This window comes from Kordia periserrulae, from assembly GCF_003054265.1.
Taxonomy (GTDB): Bacteria; Bacteroidota; Bacteroidia; order Flavobacteriales; family Flavobacteriaceae; genus Kordia; species Kordia periserrulae.
The window spans coordinates 328,091-345,933 of the sequence record NZ_QBKT01000001.1; the positions used below are offsets into that span (position 1 = coordinate 328,091).

Here is a 17,843-nt window from a genome sequence, read left to right on the forward strand (position 1 = left end):
TTTTAGATTATTTAGACACGCTTCGCTTTTTAGAAACGCTTTGCTTTAGACTTTTTAGATTGTCATTATTCAAACTTAAGTCCATAACTAGCAGCGATTTCATCTAGCTTATATCCAGCTTTTTTTCCTCTTTCAGATAATTCAACTATTTTTTTTGATGTCTCTTTGTCTCTAACTCCTTTATTGAGTATACTCATTAATAAAACAAATTGATTTTTAATTTTCAAAGCTTGAAATTTATAATCTGATGGGCAATTATCTAAATTAACTCCATCCAATGTTTCTATTAAAGCAGAGATTGAAGTCTTAACTCCTTCTACAGAATCAAAACCATTTTTATTAAGCTGATCGATAGCCCTTTTTATTTCTTTATGTGACTTTTCCACACAATTGATTTCTTTACCCTTTTCAGATTCACAACCAAAAAAAATAACCAAAAATAAAATACAAAAGAAAAACTTTTTCATGTGCTTTTAGATTAATAATTAGTCTTAAACTCAGTTAAATATAAGTGTAAAATTACTACATTTAGAAGGTTTTACTTATTTTTTATTAAAATAAAAAATTATCAAAAGAAAACTTTTGTAATTATGTTTCAAAATTCTATCAATAAATTGAGAGCAATCAAAATCTATTTCACAACATAATTTTCAAATTAAAACATTTTCAAATCATCAAATTAATACATTAGTACATTAAAAAATTGCTACATTATTACATAAGAAAAAGGTTCCTTTTTTGTAATTTGCCTTTTATGAAGCGTTTGGTTTTTCTTTTGTTTTTAGCGAGTTCTTTGTGTTCTTTTGGACAGGAAGTTGTAACGGCGACTTTGCTGGAGCAAGATAGTTTGGCTGTTGATCGTTTTGTGGCGAAAGATAATTTTGGCGCGTTGTATGTGATTCAAGATAATATTCTCATCAAACGACATGATGGAAAAGAATGGCAATACAATAACTTGCAATTGGGCGATATTACGTCGGTTGACATTTTGAATCCGTTGAAAATCACGCTTTTTTACGAAGATTTTAATACCGTAATTGTGTTGGATAATACGCTGAATGAGATTAAAAAGACCGATTTTAATGTGATTGAAGAGTTTAAAAATCTCGCCGCAGCAAGCACAGCAAACGACCGAAATTTGTGGATTTTTGATACCAATACGCAACAATTGGAAGTGTTTAATTATGTACAACAGAAAACGCCTGTGCAAAATTTGCCGATTCCCGAAAAGTTTGTCACGATGAAAAGCAATTACAATTTTTGTCGCGTGTTGACAGAAACAAAATTGTATTTGTACAACATCTACGGAAGTTTACTTTCTAAAAAAACTCTGGAAGGCGCTACCGATTTTGAGATGACCAACAACGAAGTTATCTTTTTGAAAAACAAACAATTATTTTACAGCAGTAACGACGACGTTTATCTAATAAAGTTACCATCTGAAAGAATTGCTATGAAACAGTTTTCGCTTCACGATGATATCTTGTATATTTACGACGGAATTGTATTGTACCGATTTCAACTCCAAAAACCAACGAAAGAATAGATAGAACGAATAAATTTACCTTCCACTAAAAAATCCATTAGTTTTGAAGGTAATCGAACACCTAATTACAGAATCACATGCATGTTGCAATTGCCGGAAATATTGGCGCAGGAAAAACAACGTTAACGAAATTATTGGCAAAACATTACAAATGGGAAGCGCATTTTGAAGATGTTGTTGACAATCCGTATTTGGATGATTTTTATACGCAAATGGAACGTTGGAGTTTTAATCTTCAAATTTACTTTTTAAATAGTCGTTTCCGACAAGTATTGAATATTCGCGAAAGCGGGAAAAAAGTCATTCAAGATCGTACGATTTATGAAGATGCACATATTTTCGCTCCGAATTTACATGCGATGGGACTCATGACGAATCGCGATTATGAAAACTACCAATCGCTGTTTGAATTGATGCAAAAATTGGTAGACGCGCCCGATTTACTGATTTATTTACGTGCAGACATTTCTACACTGGTAGCGCAAATTCACAAGCGTGGCCGCGATTATGAAAATTCGATAAGTATTGATTATCTAAGCAGATTGAATGAACGCTATGAAGCGTGGATTTCAAAGTATGACCAAGGAAAATTGTTGGTGATTGACGTTGATAATTTAGATTTTGTAGACAATCCAGAAGATTTAGGAAACGTCATCAACCGAATCGACGCCGAAATTCACGGATTGTTTTAAGGGAAGCTTTTCACAATATTACAAAAGAGGTTGTTTTTAAAGTGTTTAAAACGTCATTCTGAGCTTGACTCAGAATCTCATTCTATTGATTTTCAACTGTTATGGGAAACCGAAATGCTTGCATTCATGAATACCAAAAATTATCAATATAGATATAGTATGAATAATCAAGTTCGGCTTGACGAAATTTAGACTTCTAAAAACAGCCTCTTTTTTTTATTCTAACAACCTGTATGACAGGTTCTACAATGAATTGGATCACTTACAGGATGTGCATTCGTAATACAATAGCCGCAAGTTTGTCCGCTGCAATTATTGGTGTACGTTCCTCCGCTTCCGCCTCCGCCGCCAGTATCGCAATCTGCATCTTCGGTTTCAAATGGCGGATAATCTCCTCCGCGAATTTTAGAGAGATTGGAAACACTCGCTTTGCCTAAATTCAGTTTTGAAATTAATTTCTTTTTTTTCATGATATATTATTTTATGGTTCATAAGTTCTTTGAAATTATAAAACATGTAGGATTTTTCTTTTAGGTTTTTCTATAAGATATTTACGTGTATACATGAAAAAAGTATTGATTTGTTAACATTGATGACATTTTCACACATAAAAAAACAGCAACCATTGCTGATTGCTGTTTCTAAAAAATATAAAAAGTCGGTTTTTATAGATTTTCCTCTTTCATTGTGATGATATTCAAGGCAACTTCTTCTTCATTTGTTTCCTGTGCATTCACCTGAATGATATTTTTGTCTACTTCTTCAGCCGTAGCTGTTTTATCTGAATGTCCACCCAAAATTGGTGCAATAACTAATCCTACCAAACATGTCAATTTGATTAGAATATTCATAGAAGGTCCAGAAGTATCTTTGAATGGATCTCCAACCGTATCTCCAGTTACTGCTGCTTTGTGTGCATCAGAACCTTTGTATGTCATTTCTCCGTTGATTTCAACTCCTGCTTCAAACGATTTTTTAGCGTTGTCCCAAGCACCACCAGCGTTGTTTTGGAAAATTGCCCACATTACACCCGATACACAAACTCCAGCCATATAACCTCCTAAAGCTTCTGCTCCAAATACCAATCCGATGATGATTGGTGTAATGATTGTGATTAATCCTGGAATTAACATTTCGCGTAAGGCTGCTTTTGTAGAAATATCTACACATTTTCCGTATTCTGGCGTTCCTTTTCCTTCCATAATTCCTGGAATTTCACGGAACTGACGACGAACCTCTTCTACCATTTCCATTGCTGCTTTTCCTACAGATTCCATGGCTAAAGCAGAGAAAATTACAGGAATCATTCCTCCAACAAATAAAGCGGCTAATACATCTGCCTTGAAAATATTGATACCTTCAATGTCTGTAAAAGTTACGTATGCTGCAAATAATGCCAATGCTGTTAATGCGGCAGATGCAATAGCAAATCCTTTTCCAACAGCCGCCGTAGTGTTTCCAACAGAGTCTAAAATGTCAGTACGCTCACGCACGTGAGGTTCTAATTCGCTCATTTCCGCAACTCCACCAGCGTTGTCTGCAATTGGTCCAAACGCATCAATTGCTAACTGCATTGCCGTAGTTGCCATCATCGCAGAAGCTGCCAACGCTACTCCGTAGAATCCTGCTAACGCATACGAACCGTAGATTGCTGCTGCAAATAATAATACCGATAAGAAGGTAGATTTCATTCCAACTGCCAAACCTGCAATAATGTTTGTTGCGGCTCCTGTAGAACTATTTTGAACGATATTCAATACTGGTTTTTTACCTAAACTTGTGTAGTATGCTGTTACCACAGAAATCAACGCTCCTACTGCTAAACCGATAGTTGCTGCATAAAATACGTGACGTGAAGGAATCATCATTGCTTCTTCCACTCCAAAGAATTTCATTTGAATGGTTTCTGGCAACATCCACTTGATTAAGAACCAAGATGCTACCCAAGTAAGCAAAATTGCTACCCAGTTTCCTAAGTCTAATGCTTTTTGAACTTGCGCTTCTTTTGCTTCGTTATTTTTTATTTTTACTAAAAATGTTCCAATAATAGACGCTAAAATTCCGACACCAGCAATTACCAATGGTAATATGATTGGTCCCATGTTAGAAAAGCTATCTGTAAATGGTGCTTTTGTAATTTCAACTATATCTCGAATTACATAATTTCCAAGTACCATGGCTGCTAAAACTGTAGCTACATACGAACCAAATAAATCAGCTCCCATTCCTGCTACATCTCCTACGTTATCTCCTACATTGTCTGCAATGGTTGCTGGGTTACGTGGATCATCTTCTGGAATTCCCGCTTCTACTTTTCCTACTAAATCCGCTCCAACATCGGCTGCTTTGGTGTAAATTCCACCACCAACACGTGCAAATAACGCAATGGATTCCGCTCCTAAAGAGAATCCTGCCAAGGCTTCTAACACAACTGTCATTTCATCATAGAAGTTTCCACCAGTCATGAATTGCTTCATAAAAAAGATAAAGAATAAACTCAATCCTAAAACTGCCAAACCTGCTACTCCAAGTCCCATAACGGTTCCACCACCAAACGATACTTTTAGTGCTTGTGGCAAACTTGTTTTTGCTGCTTCCGCTGTACGAGCATTTGCATCTGTAGCAATTCGCATTCCAATATTTCCTGCTAAGGCTGAGAAGATAGCACCGACAACAAATGCTAAAATAATCATGTAGCTAGTAGTATCTACTTTCCAAGCTACCAATCCAAGAAGTCCAGATGCTATGACAACAAATATTGCCAATAACCTATATTCCGCATTTAAAAATGCTAATGCTCCTTCTTTAATACTTTTTGAGATTGACTGCATTTTTTCATTTCCTGCAGCCTGTTTTTTTACCCAACTCATTTTGATGAGCATAAAAACAAGACCCAAGATTGCCAAGGCGATTGGCACATAAATCATGTAAGATTCCATATTATTTATTTGATTTGTTAATTAGCGGCGTAAAAGTAACAAAATCAAGCAGAAAAAAAAACCTTCTAAATCGCTTTAGAAGGTTTTTTTTAAGATTTCTGATGTAATCTTTTTTTTATATTGTAAAGTCGCCGTTCTTTTTGTGTTCGCTCGCTTCGTAACGCGCAATGCATTTATCTACAATTTCATAGGCTTCTTGTGCATTTCCCCAACCGCCAACATCTACTTTTTTCTTTTCTAAATCTTTGTATACTTGGAAAAAGTGCGTAATTTCTTTGATTCGGTGCGGATTCAAATCTTCAATGTCTTCATACGAATTCCAAATAGGATCGCTTACAGGAACACATACTATTTTTTCGTCTGGCCCTTTTTCATCTGCCATGTGGAAAACGCCAATTGGCTTGATTTCCATCACACACATTGGAAATGTAGGTTCGGTTCCTAAGACTAAAACATCTAACGGATCGCCATCTAACGCTAATGTTTCTGGAATAAAACCATAATCACCTGGATACATCATCGACGAAAATAACATTCTGTCAAAACGTATCTTTTTTAAGTCAAAGTCGTACTCGTATTTATTTCTGCTTCCTTTTGGAATTTCAATCAGTGCGTCAAAAGTCCCTTTTTCTTTCGCTGTCATATTTTCAATTATTACGCATTTTTTAAAACGGCTGCAAATTTAGGTAAAACCGTCAGATTGACCAATGGAGAAGTGGTTTAATTTTATTAAAAATGAAATCCGAAGGCACCTGTCACACCAAATTGACGCGCGTCTATGTTTCCTTTGTAGTTTCCTCTGAAGTTAAAATCGATTCGGAAAACTTTGAAGATGTTACCAACTCCGAGTGAGTATTCCCAGTAAATATCTTTGTTTGGTGCGATTCCTTCTGGTGTAATGCTTCTAAAAGGCAAACTTTGAAAAGCAGGAACGTTCATGTCTACATTTTCTTGCGAGATTTCTCCCCAAACTCCTCGAATTCCGACAATTTCACGCAAATTTAGCTTTCGTAGAAACGGAATTCTTGAAAAAAGTCGCCCGTTGAAATTGTGCTCTATGTGTAATGAAGCATACGTATCTGTCACGAATTCGTAAAAATTTAACTGTGAAAAAGTATTGTGAATTGAGAAATATGCTTGGTTTCCTGGCACCACGTTCAGCAAGCTTAACGGTACTGTTCCAAATGTTTTTCCTGCTTCAAATGTGGTGAATGTTCTTCCGAATCCGCCGACTTGAAACGGTTGTCGGTAGAATAATTGCACTCTGGAATAGTTAAAATCACTGTTGAATAATCCTTCTACACCGCGTGCATAGTTTAGATAAATTCGCGGATAATCGTCATTGACAATTTTACGTTCTACTCCGTGACGAATGGTTTTTCGCCCTGGCGTCATGTCTACAGAAAAATTGACTTCCGATTGTACCAAACGATCATTGATACCATTTGGCGCTTGCGGATCGAGATAAGACAAACTAAAGGTTGTTGGCGATGCCGAACGCATGGTTTTGTAGGAACTTCCCAAACGAAAAGTCATGTTTTTGATAGGCTCCATTTCCAACGCAAAGGTGGATAAATTGATGTTTGTTAAACGATCGCTGTTTCCAGAAGCAAATAATGCGGATGATGCAAAACTTCGCCCTAAAACATTGTCATTTACCGTTAAACTTACGCCTGTTTGTTCCACATCACGGCGATTTCCTGCCGAAATAATCAATCGGTTTTTAGGGTTGAGTAACCATTTTCCTGAGATTCCGTATTTGAAACGATTGTCTTTAAAACCATACGCGCCATAACCTTCTAATCGCCATTTGTCGTTTGGTCCGAAATAGGTTCGTCCTCCGGCACGCACTCTAATTCCTTCTACATCGTTGAACCCGAAGGTGGAAAAAATTGGTCCGTAATCCAAGTTGTATTGGTCAAATTCCACATACCCCGAAGCTAAAATAGACGCCAAACTGTACAAGCGTTTAAATTTTGGAACGGTTTTAAGCGTATCCAACATTTTATACACGCCTTTTTCGTCTTTGTTTAACTTCTCTAAGCGATTTTCTTGCCAAAAAGCATCATCACGCTCGTAAATTTCTTCGTTAAACGGATTGATTTCCTTTTTGTAGAATTCATCTGGTTTTTCTTCATCAAACACGTAATTGTCATACAACGTAGTACGTTTTCCGTAGACACCTTTGGACTTTTCTTTTTTGTTTAATGCGAAATCCGACAACATATAATCGCGCTTGAGCAAGAATACGGAATCGTTCAAGACGTCAAATTCTTGTTCTATGTAAATTTCTTTTACCCAGTTGATATTGGCACTTTTACTAGCTTGAAGATTTATTTTTTTGATGGCAAACGTAGAATCATTCACCCAAAAATCACCTTTAAACGTAAGTTCATTTTTTCGTCGTGGATAGTACACAATATTGTAACACCATTTGTTGTCGATAAAAGCCGTATCGACCAATACATAGTTATACGTATTGATTCCTGTGCGTGATAATGGACTTGTAAAACTTTTATCGAAAAACTTCAGATAATTGTCGTAAATATCATAATCGGCATATAAATCTTTGATAAAAGCCGTGATGGTTTCGTTGCTGCTAAAACCAGAGTTTTTATTCCCGATTAGGTCTTCTTTTTCTTTGTTTTTTACATTATCGCCATAGACTTTTGAGAAGGCTTCGTTGATAAAAATTGGCAGATAGGTTTTCCCCGTAACGCTAGAGGTATCAATTTCGTTGAAGATGAATTCCATGCCACGAAAGAGTCTGCTTTTCATCATGGCACTGTCAATCGTGTTCAAATCAAATTCTACTTTTTCGTATTTATCGTATTGATATTGTTTGAATTGCCGAATACCATTGAAGCGTTTTCGCTTCCAAATTTTGCGAAGAATATCGATGGCGGGATTGTTCTTTTTCGGCTGTTTTCCCGAAACTATGACCACAGCATTGAGTTTTTCACCTTCTTCTAAAGTGACTTCCATGTTGTAATTGACCTTTTTGGACAATTGAACTTCTTTCGTTTCATATCCCACAAAAGAAAAGACAACTATTGTGTATGTTTCATCAGATTCCAAATAAAATCGACCATCCTCGTTGGTAATCGTCCCTTGAATGGAATTTTTAAATACCACATTGGCAAAAGGCACAGGTTCCCCTGACGCGTCTTTGACTACTCCACTTACTTTGGTTTGGGAAAAACCTGTGTAGCAGAACAGCATGGCTATAAAACAATAAAAGGTAGTCTTCAAATTTGTGTCATTTTAAAAACAAAAACTTCATCAACAAACATGCCGATGAAGTTTTTATAACGTTAAAAGTTCCTGTTTATTTATACATCACTTTTTTCACAGCTTTGATAACGTCATTTTTGTTTGGCAACCATTCTTCCAATAATACTGGAGAGTATGGTGCTGGCGTATCTGCTGTATTTATTTTTTGAATTGGTGCATCTAAGTAGTCAAATGCTTGTGCTTGTACTTGGTAAACGATTTCTGTAGCAACGTTTCCAAATGGCCATGCTTCTTCTAAAATGACCAATCTGTTAGTTTTCTTGACAGAAGTTAAAATTGCATCATGATCCATTGGACGAACCGTACGCAAGTCGATGATTTCACAAGAAATTCCTTCTTCTGCTAATTCGTCTGCCGCTTTGTACGCTTCTTTGATGATTTTTCCGAAAGAAACAATAGTTACATCCGTCCCTTCGCGTTTAATGTCTGCAACTCCTAATGGAATGGTGTATTCACCTTCTGGCACTTCACCTTTGTCACCATACATTTGCTCTGATTCCATAAAAATTACAGGATCGTCATCTCTAATCGCTGTTTTTAGTAATCCTTTTGCATCATACGGATTGGAAGGAACAACCACTTTTAAACCTGGACAGTTGGCAAACCAACTTTCAAAAGCTTGTGAGTGTGTTGCGGCTAATTGTCCCGCAGAAGCTGTTGGTCCGCGGAAAACAATTGGAATATTTAACTGTCCACCAGACATTTGACGCATTTTGGCTGCGTTGTTTATAATTTGATCGATTCCAACTAGTGCAAAGTTGAACGTCATGAATTCGATAATTGGTCGGTTTCCGTTCATGGCTGAACCTACTCCGATTCCTGCAAAACCAAGTTCTGCAATTGGTGTATCGATAACTCTCTCAGCACCAAACTCATCCAACATTCCTTTCGAAGCTTTGTACGCTCCGTTATATTCGGCAACTTCTTCTCCCATTAAGTAAATGCTGTCATCTGTGCGCATTTCTTCGCTCATAGCTTCGGCTACCGCTTCTCTAAACTGTATTGTTCTCATACAATTGTTTGTGTTTTAAAAAAGTGAAAAACAAAAATAACAATTAATTCTAAAAATGATAGTTCCTAAATCAAACATTTCTTAAAGATTAATGTTTTTATGATTTCTTTAGTAAAAGCGTGTACTCTTTGAAAATCTTCTTGATTATTCACCATTAAAAATGTTAAATAGTATGATTCCTATTTTTAGAGGATACTATTTTAAGTATTTGGATATACCTGTGATTCATTATCACAAGAAATCCAATGAAAGTGCTGAAAGAATGTAAACTGTATTTATTTTTTAAGATGATAAATTCCATGAAAAACCTAGGTAAAATTATAGATAATTGAAAAAAATATACAAAAATCAAAAAATCATCAAAATTTCCTATGCGCGCATAGTATTTTTAGAGAAATATTCAGTATATTCGTCGAAAATTTAAACTTTCAATTAAAACATATAAATTCCATGAAAATATTAGTATGTATTAGTCACGTTCCTGACACTACTTCAAAAATCAATTTTACGGAAGGAGATACTAAATTTGACACCAACGGCGTACAGTTTGTTATCAATCCAAATGATGAATTCGGATTAACACGCGCTATGTGGTTTAAAGAAAAACAAAGCGCTTCTGTAGACGTTGTAAACGTTGGTGGTGCAGAAACAGAACCAACACTCCGCAAAGCCTTAGCCATTGGAGCCGATAAAGCAATTCGTGTAAATGCTGAAGCGACTGACGGATTTTTTGTTGCAAAACAATTAGCAGCCGTAGTAAAAGATGGCGGATACGATTTGGTAATCGCAGGAAGAGAATCGATTGATTATAATGGCGGAATGGTTCCTGGAATGGTAGCTGAATTGACAGGTGCTAATTTTGTAAATACTTGTATTGGTTTAGAAGTTGACGGAACTTCAGCTACTGCTGTTCGTGAAATTGACGGAGGAAAAGAAACTTCAAATACTTCACTTCCATTAGTAATTGCAGGACAAAAAGGATTGGTAGAAGAAAGTGACTTGCGTATTCCTAATATGAGAGGAATTATGATGGCGCGTAAAAAACCATTAACCGTAATTGATGCGGTTGATGCTGCAAAAGAAACCACTGCTGTAAAGTTTGAAAAACCTGCACCAAAAGGTGCTGTGAAATTGGTGGACGCCGATAATATTGACGAATTAATCAACTTATTACACAACGAAGCAAAGGTAATTTAGTCAATAGCATAATTCAGATAAATATGAATGTTTCAATCATTCAATAATTTAATCTTTAAATCAAAAAAACATGTCAGTTTTAGTATATACAGAATCAGAACAAGGAAAACTTAAAAAAGCAGCTTTCGAAGTAGCATCGTACGCAAAAGAAGTTGCCAATCAATTAGGAACTACAGTTACGGCAGTAACTATCAACGCAAATGATACTTCCGAATTAGGAACATACGGCGTTGACAAAGTATTAAATGTATCAAATGACAAACTAAACAACTTCAACGCAAAAGCATATGCAGCTACTTTACATCAAGCTGCTGAAAAAGAAGGTGCCAAAGTGGTCATTGTAAGTTCAAGCGCCGATAGCAAATCGGTAGCGCCAATTTTAGCAGTAAACCTAGATGCAGGATATGCTTCTAACGTTGTTGCTGCACCAAGTAACACAAGTCCTTTTACGGTAAAAAGAACTGCTTTTACCAATAAAGCATTTAGCATGACAGAAATCAACTCTGATGTCAAAATCGTAGGCGTTTCTAACAATGCTTTCGGATTGGTGGAAAATGCTGGTGACGCTGCTGCAGAAGCTTTCGCACCAAACTTAGACGATTCATTATTTGGTGTTAAAGTAGATACCGTAGATAAAGTTACTGGAAAAGTAACCATTGCAGATGCGGATATTGTAGTTTCTGCAGGAAGAGGATTAAAAGGTCCTGAAAACTGGGGAATGGTAGAAGAATTAGCAAGCGTTTTAGGCGCGGCAACTGCCTGTTCAAAACCAGTTTCAGACTTAGGATGGAGACCTCACGGAGAGCACGTTGGACAAACAGGAAAACCTGTTGCTTCTAACCTTTACATTGCTATTGGAATCTCTGGTGCCATTCAGCATTTGGCAGGAATCAACGCTTCTAAAGTAAAAGTTGTGATCAATACAGACCCAGAAGCTCCTTTCTTCAAAGCAGCAGATTATGGTGTTGTAGGAGATGCTTTTGAAGTAGTTCCAACGCTAATTGAAAAATTGAAAGAATTTAAAGCGAATAACGCATAATTTTTGTTAAATTGTGCCCAAATAAGGGCTGTCTAAAATTGGGAAACCCTTTTTTTAGACAGCCTTTTTTTATGAGAATGCATTCCAAAAACAAATGAGCTTAGTAAAACTAAATATTAAGGGAATTTCATATAGCCAAACGCAAAATGGAGCGTATGCTTTAATTTTAAATGAAGTAGATGGCGACCGCAAACTACCTATTGTTATTGGCGCTTTTGAAGCACAATCCATCGCAATTGCGCTTGAAAAAGAAATCAAACCACCGCGACCATTGACGCACGATCTTTTTAAAAACTTTGCCGATCGGTTCGATGTGGTGGTCAAACAAGTTATTATTCATAAACTGGTAGATGGAGTTTTTTATTCGAGCATCATCTGCGAGCGTGATAAAATAGAAGAAATCATTGATGCCCGAACTTCAGATGCTATTGCCCTAGCTTTACGCTTTGATGCGCCAATTTTCACCTATAAAACCATTTTGGATAAGGCTGGAATCTTCCTAAAACTCACTTCCAAAGAAGAAGACGAAGAAAACGAAAAAGAAAGCATTGTCGTAGACGAATTATTTACCGATGAAGACCAAGAATTAGATACGGTAGAAAGTGCTACTGACAATACGTTAAAAACACTTTCGCTTCAAGAATTATACAACATGTTAGATGGCGCTGTGGCGGATGAAGACTATGAAAAAGCTGCCCGACTTCGTGACGAAATCTCTAACAGAGAGCAAGACAACAAATAAACACCTATTCCAATGCAGAAATTTGTAGTAAGTATTTTGACAGTATTTTGTGTACTATTTACTGTAAGTGCACAAGAAACTGAAATTGACGGAACGTGGAAATTTACCAGCATTCAAAACGCAGATAACGAGGAAATTGTTCAAGTTTCTAGTGTAGATAAATTGACCTTACAATCAGGCGAATTTCAATACCAACTCGCAGCAAAAGACAATTTAAAAGCTAGTGGCGATTATATCTATCAAAACAATCTCTTGGTTTTTTATTACAATCAACCAAACGATACCATTCGCAAATACAAAATCACCACACTGAATGATTCTATCTTAGTTTTTAAAGAAAAAGAAATTTCATATCACTTCAAAAAACAACAAGAAAAACAAGAAGTTGTTACTGCAACTAATACGAACTCAGAAATAAGCGAAATTATTCCGAATGATGGATTTAGCATGAATAGCTTACTCCGCGGAATTCTTGGAATGGTTGTATTATTAATTATTGCATTTTTATGTAGTAGCAATCGAAAAGCCATCAATTGGAAAACTGTTGGCTTGGGATTGGCATTCCAGTTGATTATTGCCATCGGGGTATTGAAAATTGATGCTGTAAAAAGTGCTTTTGAAGTAGTTGGTGGACTTTTCATTAAAATTTTAAATTACACGCAAGCAGGAAGTGAATTCTTATTTGGGGGCATGATGAATGTAGATTCTTTTGGATTCATATTTGCTTTTCAAGTATTGCCAACCATCATCTTTTTCTCTGCACTAACTTCTGTATTATTCTATTTAGGAATCATTCAAATCATTGTCAAAGGAATGGCATTGGTACTAACGAAACTCTTAGGCATTTCTGGCGCAGAAAGCTTATCTGTTGCTGGTAATATCTTTTTAGGACAAACCGAAGCTCCTTTATTGATAAAAGCCTATTTGGAAAAAATGACACGATCTGAAATTTTATTAGTCATGGTCGGAGGAATGGCAACGGTGGCTGGAGCCGTTTTGGCGGCATATATTGGATTTCTAGGTGGAGACGACCCTGCATTACAACTTATGTATGCAAAACACTTATTAGCGGCTTCTGTTATGGCAGCACCAGGAGCGATTGTCATTTCGAAAATACTATATCCGCAGACGGAGAAAATTAACAATGATGTAAAAGTTTCACAAGAAAAAATAGGCTCGAATATTTTAGACGCCATTGCTAATGGTACTACAGAAGGCTTAAAACTTGCCGTAAATGTTGGAGCCATGCTACTCGTTTTTGTTGCTTTTATTGCCATGCTGAATGGAATTTTAGGTTGGGTTGGTGACATTACATCGCTAAATAGCTGGATGGCAGCAAATACAGTATATTCAGAGTTTTCCTTAGAAGCAATCCTTGGAACTATTTTTGCGCCATTAATGTGGCTTATTGGTGTTGCAGTGGAAGACATTATGCAAATGGGACAATTGTTAGGTGTAAAATTGGCCGCGAGTGAGTTTGTTGGATATATCCAATTAGCAGAATTAAAAGATGTTGCAAGCGCATCGCATTTAACCTACCAAAAATCTATTATCATGGCAACGTACATGTTGTGTGGATTTGCCAATTTTGCTTCTATTGGAATACAAATTGGTGGCATTGGTTCATTAGCACCAAAACAGCGAAAAACCTTATCAGAGTTTGGAATGAAAGCCTTAATTGGCGGAACCATTGCTTCCTTAATCTCCGCAACGATTGCAGGAATGTTGATTGGATAAAATCGTTAATAACCTATTGATAAAATATAAACGCATTGATACAAAATCAATGCGTTTTTTTTATTTTTATAAACTGCAAAAATTGTATCGCAACACTCAAAAAAAGGAAACATCATGAGACAATATTTAGATCTTGTAAAACATGTATTAGAACACGGAAATGAAAAAGGAGATCGTACAGGAACTGGAACGAAAAGCGTTTTTGGCTATCAAATGCGTTTTGACCTCAGCGAAGGTTTTCCGATGGTGACAACGAAAAAACTACACTTAAAATCGATTATTCACGAATTGTTGTGGTTTATTAAAGGCGATACGAATGTAAAATATTTGCAAGAAAACGGCGTACGTATTTGGAATGAATGGGCAGATGAAAACGGCGATTTAGGTCCTGTGTACGGACATCAATGGCGCAATTGGAATAGCGAAAGTATTGACCAATTATCCGAAGTGATTGAAACTTTAAAAAACAATCCAAATAGTAGACGTATGTTAGTTTCTGCTTGGAATCCAAGTGTTTTGCCAGATACGTCTGTGTCGTTTGGCGAAAATGTGGCAAACGGAAAAGCAGCGTTACCGCCGTGTCACGCGTTTTTTCAATTTTATGTAGCAGATGGTAAATTATCGTGTCAGTTGTATCAGCGAAGTGCCGATGTCTTTTTAGGCGTTCCGTTCAATATTGCTTCATACGCCTTACTTACAATGATGATGGCACAAGTTTGCGGTTACGAATACGGCGATTTCATTCACACGTTTGGCGATGCGCATATTTACAGCAATCATTTTGAACAAGTAGAATTACAACTTACGCGTGAACCATATCCGCTTCCAACCATGAATATCAATCCGAATGTAAAAAGTATTTTCGACTTTACCTTTGACGATTTCGAATTGGTCAACTATCAACATCATCCGCATATTAAAGGTGCTGTGGCTATTTAATTTAACTTTAATATTTTAATTCATGTCTTTCTCCTTAAAAAATTTGCTTAGCTTATTAATATTCTTTTTTTCATTATTGATAAGTGCTCAAACAGAAAAATCTAAAAAAGATATACCAGAATCTACCGTAATAGAAGGTTGCCAATATGAAGAAGATGTATACGAATGTTCCAAGGAAAAATTTCGACGTTCTATTTTTCAATATCTAAAACCTTCGGACGCCATTTTGATTGCAAAGAACACTACAAAAGACACCATTTTTGTAGATGTAATGTTTGCGACTGATTCCGTTGGAAAAGTAGACAAAGAACGTTCCTCGCTGAAATTTCACGAAACCGAGATGAAACCTTTCAAAATTGAAACATCTTCTTCTCCCGTAGACTTTCAAATTGAATTAGCTCCAATATCACAAAAGCAAACCTCTTATATTAGAAATCATTTATTTCTAAAAATTGATCGAAAAAACAATATTTTCATCCCTTTATATGATTATACACCTAAACGAATTCCGTTTTCAGGACCAGAAGTTGGTGTTGTTTATCCTGGTTGCGAAAAAGCTTCTTCTAACAAGGAGAGAAAAAAATGCATGGCTACTAATATTTCTAAGTTTGTTGCTGAAAATTTTAATGATAGATTAGGAAAAAAATTAGGGCTCGACGGCATCAATCGAATTTATGTTGTATTTAAAATTAATGAAGAAGGAAAAGTTAAAGAAATACGCTCCAGAGCGCCACATCTTAAACTAGAACAAGAAGCTATCAGAGTTATCAAAAAACTTCCTGATATGCAACCTGCAACTATAGAGAATATTCCTGTAAGTGTAAATTATGCACTTCCTATCGTTTTAAATGTATCTGCTAAAGAAAGAAAAAAAAGAAAGCGAAATAAATGGTAACTTTGATTGACATATCAATTTTACTGCCATGATATTACTCGATTTTAAAAAGAATTATATTCTCGACAATGGCTTTGTACAATTACGACCATTACATGTAGATGATTTTAAATACTTACTTCCCTACTCGCTCAATGAACCTGAGTTGTGGAAGTATTCTTTAATTCCGGCAGACGGAGAAGTAGGTTTACGCAACTACATCAACATTGCCCTAGAGGGTAGAACACAACAAAATGCCTATCCATTTATTGTGTACGACAAACGGTACAATACCTATGCTGGTTGTACGCGATTTTACGATTTTCATCAAAAACATCAAACCGTTTCCTTAGGATATACTTGGTATGGAAAAGATTTTCAAGGAACGGGACTGAATAAAAATTGCAAGTTTTTGTTGTTGCAATTCGCTTTTGAGCACATGAAAGTGCAGCGCGTAGAATTTAGAGCCGATAACACCAACAAACGTAGCATTGCCGCTATGAAAAGTATTGGCTGTACCGAAGAAGGTGTATTGCGAAGCAACTGCGCTACCGAAATTGGCAGACGCGATAGCATTGTACTCAGCATTTTACGCTATGAATGGTTTAGTCGCGTAAAACGTGAATTATTGAAGAAGTTATAAAAACAAAAAGCCCTCTACAAAAGTAGAAGGCTTTGTAAAAATTCAAAATTCTAATTATAAACTCAAAACTCCGTTTTCAGCAGCTGCAAAGTCATTCCACTTGTACGCATCTGCTTCGTCGTCGTTTGTGTACACTCCGTCAACTACATAACGGAATTCATACTCAGCATCTTTTTCTAAATCAACAGTTCCTTTAAAGGTTCCGTTTTTAAGTTTTTTCAAGCTTGTAGCTTCTGCATTCCATTCATTAAAATTTCCAACCACAGAAACTGCTTCAGCTTCTTCAGCAGCAACACTAAAAGTTACTTTGCAAACTGGTTTACTTTTTAAATATTGTTTTTTAATTGCCATAATTTCAAGTATTTAATAAGGCCAAATGTATATAAGAATTTTTGGGAAACAAATGAAAGAATTCATAAAGATGTAAGAATTATCATTTTACTAAAAAATAGCTTTTAAAATCGTAAAGAATGAAAAAAATATGCCGTTTATTTAAAAGATTGACAACACAATTTTAACACCTTTTCCCTTGATTTTCAACGATATCGTTTGCGTAAATTCACACTCACAAAGGAATTCACGCTAATTTCATTCATCTAAAAAAATTGCATTTCATAGGGAAAATTCATCTTTTCGTTGGAACAGAATGTAGTATTCAAAAAAGAAAAGTATCTTTATCTCAATAAAACAATTTCAAACATGAAAAAATTTATCATTACTATAGCATGTTGTTTTGCAATTCATATAAGTTTTGCTCAAAAATCAACAAATATGTCCACTCCTAAAGTTTCTCCAAATGGCACCATGAATTTTTCAGTGATGGACAATGCGCCAACGTTCAAAAAATGCAATTCGGCAGACAATCCATCGTATTGTACCGTTAGTGAAATAAAATCTTTTCTTATTCAAAACATTAGTAAAGACGCCGCTGCAGTAGCTGCTTTAAAAAGTCAAAAAGAAAAAAAAGCATACATTCGTTTTGTTATTAACAAATCTGGAAGCGTTGAAAATATTGGCGTTCGTACGGAAAGTCCTGTGTTAAAATCAAAACTTACTAAAATTTTAGCACAATTGCCTACATTTTCTTCTGGTTCACACAATGGAACTCCTGTAAAAGCTTCTTTTGGTGAATTTATCAATTTATCAGATGCCACAATTGACCCAACTTCCAAAACTAAATTTTAAACAA

General features: G+C 35.8%; 17 protein-coding genes. 10 read left to right on the plus strand and 7 right to left on the minus strand.

All coding sequences use genetic code 11. The features are described from left to right. Positions 1-65 precede the first annotated feature (65 nt). Positions 66-467, minus strand: a complete 402-nt coding sequence (locus C8N46_RS01495) for a hypothetical protein (protein ID WP_108113083.1) — start codon at positions 465-467, stop codon at positions 66-68. A 287-nt stretch (positions 468-754) separates the two neighbouring features. Here C8N46_RS01495 and C8N46_RS01500 point away from each other — a divergent pair, with 287 nt between their 5' ends. Together C8N46_RS01500 and C8N46_RS01505 are read left to right on the plus strand one after the other, a co-directional pair. Beyond that, positions 755-1,546 (plus strand): hypothetical protein, encoded by a 792-nt coding sequence (locus C8N46_RS01500; protein WP_108113084.1) that lies wholly within the window; start codon positions 755-757, stop codon positions 1,544-1,546. Between the two features lie 77 nt (positions 1,547-1,623). Then, positions 1,624-2,238, plus strand: a complete 615-nt coding sequence (locus tag C8N46_RS01505; RefSeq protein ID WP_108113085.1) for a deoxynucleoside kinase — start codon at positions 1,624-1,626, stop codon at positions 2,236-2,238. A 221-nt stretch (positions 2,239-2,459) separates the two neighbouring features. Here C8N46_RS01505 and C8N46_RS01510 read toward each other — a convergent pair whose 3' ends face one another. The 5 genes from C8N46_RS01510 to C8N46_RS01530 form a co-directional block, all read right to left on the minus strand. Continuing rightward, positions 2,460-2,708, minus strand: a complete 249-nt coding sequence (locus C8N46_RS01510; RefSeq protein ID WP_108113086.1) for a hypothetical protein — start codon at positions 2,706-2,708, stop codon at positions 2,460-2,462. Positions 2,709-2,903: 195 nt separating this feature from the next. Further along, positions 2,904-5,177, minus strand: a complete 2,274-nt coding sequence (locus C8N46_RS01515; protein WP_108113087.1) for a sodium-translocating pyrophosphatase — start codon at positions 5,175-5,177, stop codon at positions 2,904-2,906. Positions 5,178-5,292: 115 nt separating this feature from the next. Beyond that, a complete protein-coding gene (locus C8N46_RS01520) occupies positions 5,293-5,820 on the minus strand; it encodes an inorganic diphosphatase (RefSeq protein WP_108113088.1) in 528 nt (175 codons plus the stop codon). An 86-nt stretch (positions 5,821-5,906) separates the two neighbouring features. Continuing rightward, positions 5,907-8,399 (minus strand): DUF5686 and carboxypeptidase-like regulatory domain-containing protein, encoded by a 2,493-nt coding sequence (locus tag C8N46_RS01525; RefSeq protein ID WP_170110061.1) that lies wholly within the window; start codon positions 8,397-8,399, stop codon positions 5,907-5,909. Between the two features lie 106 nt (positions 8,400-8,505). Further along, positions 8,506-9,483 carry a pyruvate dehydrogenase complex E1 component subunit beta gene (locus tag C8N46_RS01530; protein WP_108113090.1) on the minus strand — a complete coding sequence of 326 codons (978 nt, stop codon included), beginning with the start codon at positions 9,481-9,483 and terminating at the stop codon, positions 8,506-8,508. Positions 9,484-9,933: 450 nt separating this feature from the next. On the opposite strand from C8N46_RS01530, the gene C8N46_RS01535 reads away from it, so the two are divergent. From C8N46_RS01535 to C8N46_RS01565, 7 genes are all read left to right on the plus strand, one after another. Beyond that, the gene (locus C8N46_RS01535) at positions 9,934-10,680 is read left to right on the plus strand and encodes an electron transfer flavoprotein subunit beta/FixA family protein (protein WP_108113091.1); all 747 of its coding nucleotides are present in this window, start codon (positions 9,934-9,936) and stop codon (positions 10,678-10,680) included. Between the two features lie 70 nt (positions 10,681-10,750). Next, positions 10,751-11,719 (plus strand): electron transfer flavoprotein subunit alpha/FixB family protein, encoded by a 969-nt coding sequence (locus C8N46_RS01540; RefSeq protein ID WP_108113092.1) that lies wholly within the window; start codon positions 10,751-10,753, stop codon positions 11,717-11,719. A gap of 94 nt (positions 11,720-11,813) precedes the next feature. Beyond that, positions 11,814-12,461 carry a bifunctional nuclease family protein gene (locus C8N46_RS01545; RefSeq protein ID WP_108113093.1) on the plus strand — a complete coding sequence of 216 codons (648 nt, stop codon included), beginning with the start codon at positions 11,814-11,816 and terminating at the stop codon, positions 12,459-12,461. 12 nt (positions 12,462-12,473) lie between these two features. Then, entirely contained in the window at positions 12,474-14,198 is a 1,725-nt protein-coding gene (locus tag C8N46_RS01550; RefSeq protein WP_108113094.1) for a nucleoside transporter C-terminal domain-containing protein, read from the plus strand. Between the two features lie 114 nt (positions 14,199-14,312). After that, on the plus strand, positions 14,313-15,137 hold the full coding sequence (locus tag C8N46_RS01555) for a thymidylate synthase (RefSeq protein ID WP_108113095.1): 825 nt from the start codon (positions 14,313-14,315) through the stop codon (positions 15,135-15,137). A 22-nt stretch (positions 15,138-15,159) separates the two neighbouring features. Beyond that, positions 15,160-16,032, plus strand: a complete 873-nt coding sequence (locus C8N46_RS01560; protein WP_108113096.1) for an energy transducer TonB — start codon at positions 15,160-15,162, stop codon at positions 16,030-16,032. Positions 16,033-16,060: 28 nt separating this feature from the next. Further along, positions 16,061-16,654 carry a GNAT family N-acetyltransferase gene (locus tag C8N46_RS01565; protein ID WP_108113097.1) on the plus strand — a complete coding sequence of 198 codons (594 nt, stop codon included), beginning with the start codon at positions 16,061-16,063 and terminating at the stop codon, positions 16,652-16,654. Positions 16,655-16,708: 54 nt separating this feature from the next. Here C8N46_RS01565 and C8N46_RS01570 read toward each other — a convergent pair whose 3' ends face one another. Beyond that, positions 16,709-17,005: an isoamylase early set domain-containing protein gene (locus C8N46_RS01570; protein WP_108113098.1), complete on the minus strand. Its 297-nt coding sequence runs from the start codon at positions 17,003-17,005 to the stop codon at positions 16,709-16,711. Positions 17,006-17,425: 420 nt separating this feature from the next. Here C8N46_RS01570 and C8N46_RS01575 point away from each other — a divergent pair, with 420 nt between their 5' ends. After that, on the plus strand, positions 17,426-17,839 hold the full coding sequence (locus tag C8N46_RS01575; protein WP_146169696.1) for a hypothetical protein: 414 nt from the start codon (positions 17,426-17,428) through the stop codon (positions 17,837-17,839). Positions 17,840-17,843: the final 4 nt, after the last annotated feature.

Coding starts and splice junctions, on each gene's coding strand:
- C8N46_RS01520 (WP_108113088.1), bottom strand. CDS start 5,820: ATGACAGCGAAAGAAAAAGGGACTTTTGACGCACTGATTGAAATTCCA.
- C8N46_RS01500 (WP_108113084.1), top strand. CDS start 755: ATGAAGCGTTTGGTTTTTCTTTTGTTTTTAGCGAGTTCTTTGTGTTCT.
- C8N46_RS01560 (WP_108113096.1), top strand. CDS start 15,160: ATGTCTTTCTCCTTAAAAAATTTGCTTAGCTTATTAATATTCTTTTTT.
- C8N46_RS01575 (WP_146169696.1), top strand. CDS start 17,426: ATGTCCACTCCTAAAGTTTCTCCAAATGGCACCATGAATTTTTCAGTG.
- C8N46_RS01570 (WP_108113098.1), bottom strand. CDS start 17,005: ATGGCAATTAAAAAACAATATTTAAAAAGTAAACCAGTTTGCAAAGTA.
- C8N46_RS01505 (WP_108113085.1), top strand. CDS start 1,624: ATGCATGTTGCAATTGCCGGAAATATTGGCGCAGGAAAAACAACGTTA.
- C8N46_RS01545 (WP_108113093.1), top strand. CDS start 11,814: ATGAGCTTAGTAAAACTAAATATTAAGGGAATTTCATATAGCCAAACG.
- C8N46_RS01515 (WP_108113087.1), bottom strand. CDS start 5,177: ATGGAATCTTACATGATTTATGTGCCAATCGCCTTGGCAATCTTGGGT.
- C8N46_RS01510 (WP_108113086.1), bottom strand. CDS start 2,708: ATGAAAAAAAAGAAATTAATTTCAAAACTGAATTTAGGCAAAGCGAGT.
- C8N46_RS01555 (WP_108113095.1), top strand. CDS start 14,313: ATGAGACAATATTTAGATCTTGTAAAACATGTATTAGAACACGGAAAT.
- C8N46_RS01550 (WP_108113094.1), top strand. CDS start 12,474: ATGCAGAAATTTGTAGTAAGTATTTTGACAGTATTTTGTGTACTATTT.
- C8N46_RS01535 (WP_108113091.1), top strand. CDS start 9,934: ATGAAAATATTAGTATGTATTAGTCACGTTCCTGACACTACTTCAAAA.
- C8N46_RS01540 (WP_108113092.1), top strand. CDS start 10,751: ATGTCAGTTTTAGTATATACAGAATCAGAACAAGGAAAACTTAAAAAA.
- C8N46_RS01495 (WP_108113083.1), bottom strand. CDS start 467: ATGAAAAAGTTTTTCTTTTGTATTTTATTTTTGGTTATTTTTTTTGGT.
- C8N46_RS01530 (WP_108113090.1), bottom strand. CDS start 9,483: ATGAGAACAATACAGTTTAGAGAAGCGGTAGCCGAAGCTATGAGCGAA.
- C8N46_RS01565 (WP_108113097.1), top strand. CDS start 16,061: ATGATATTACTCGATTTTAAAAAGAATTATATTCTCGACAATGGCTTT.
- C8N46_RS01525 (WP_170110061.1), bottom strand. CDS start 8,399: ATGCTGTTCTGCTACACAGGTTTTTCCCAAACCAAAGTAAGTGGAGTA.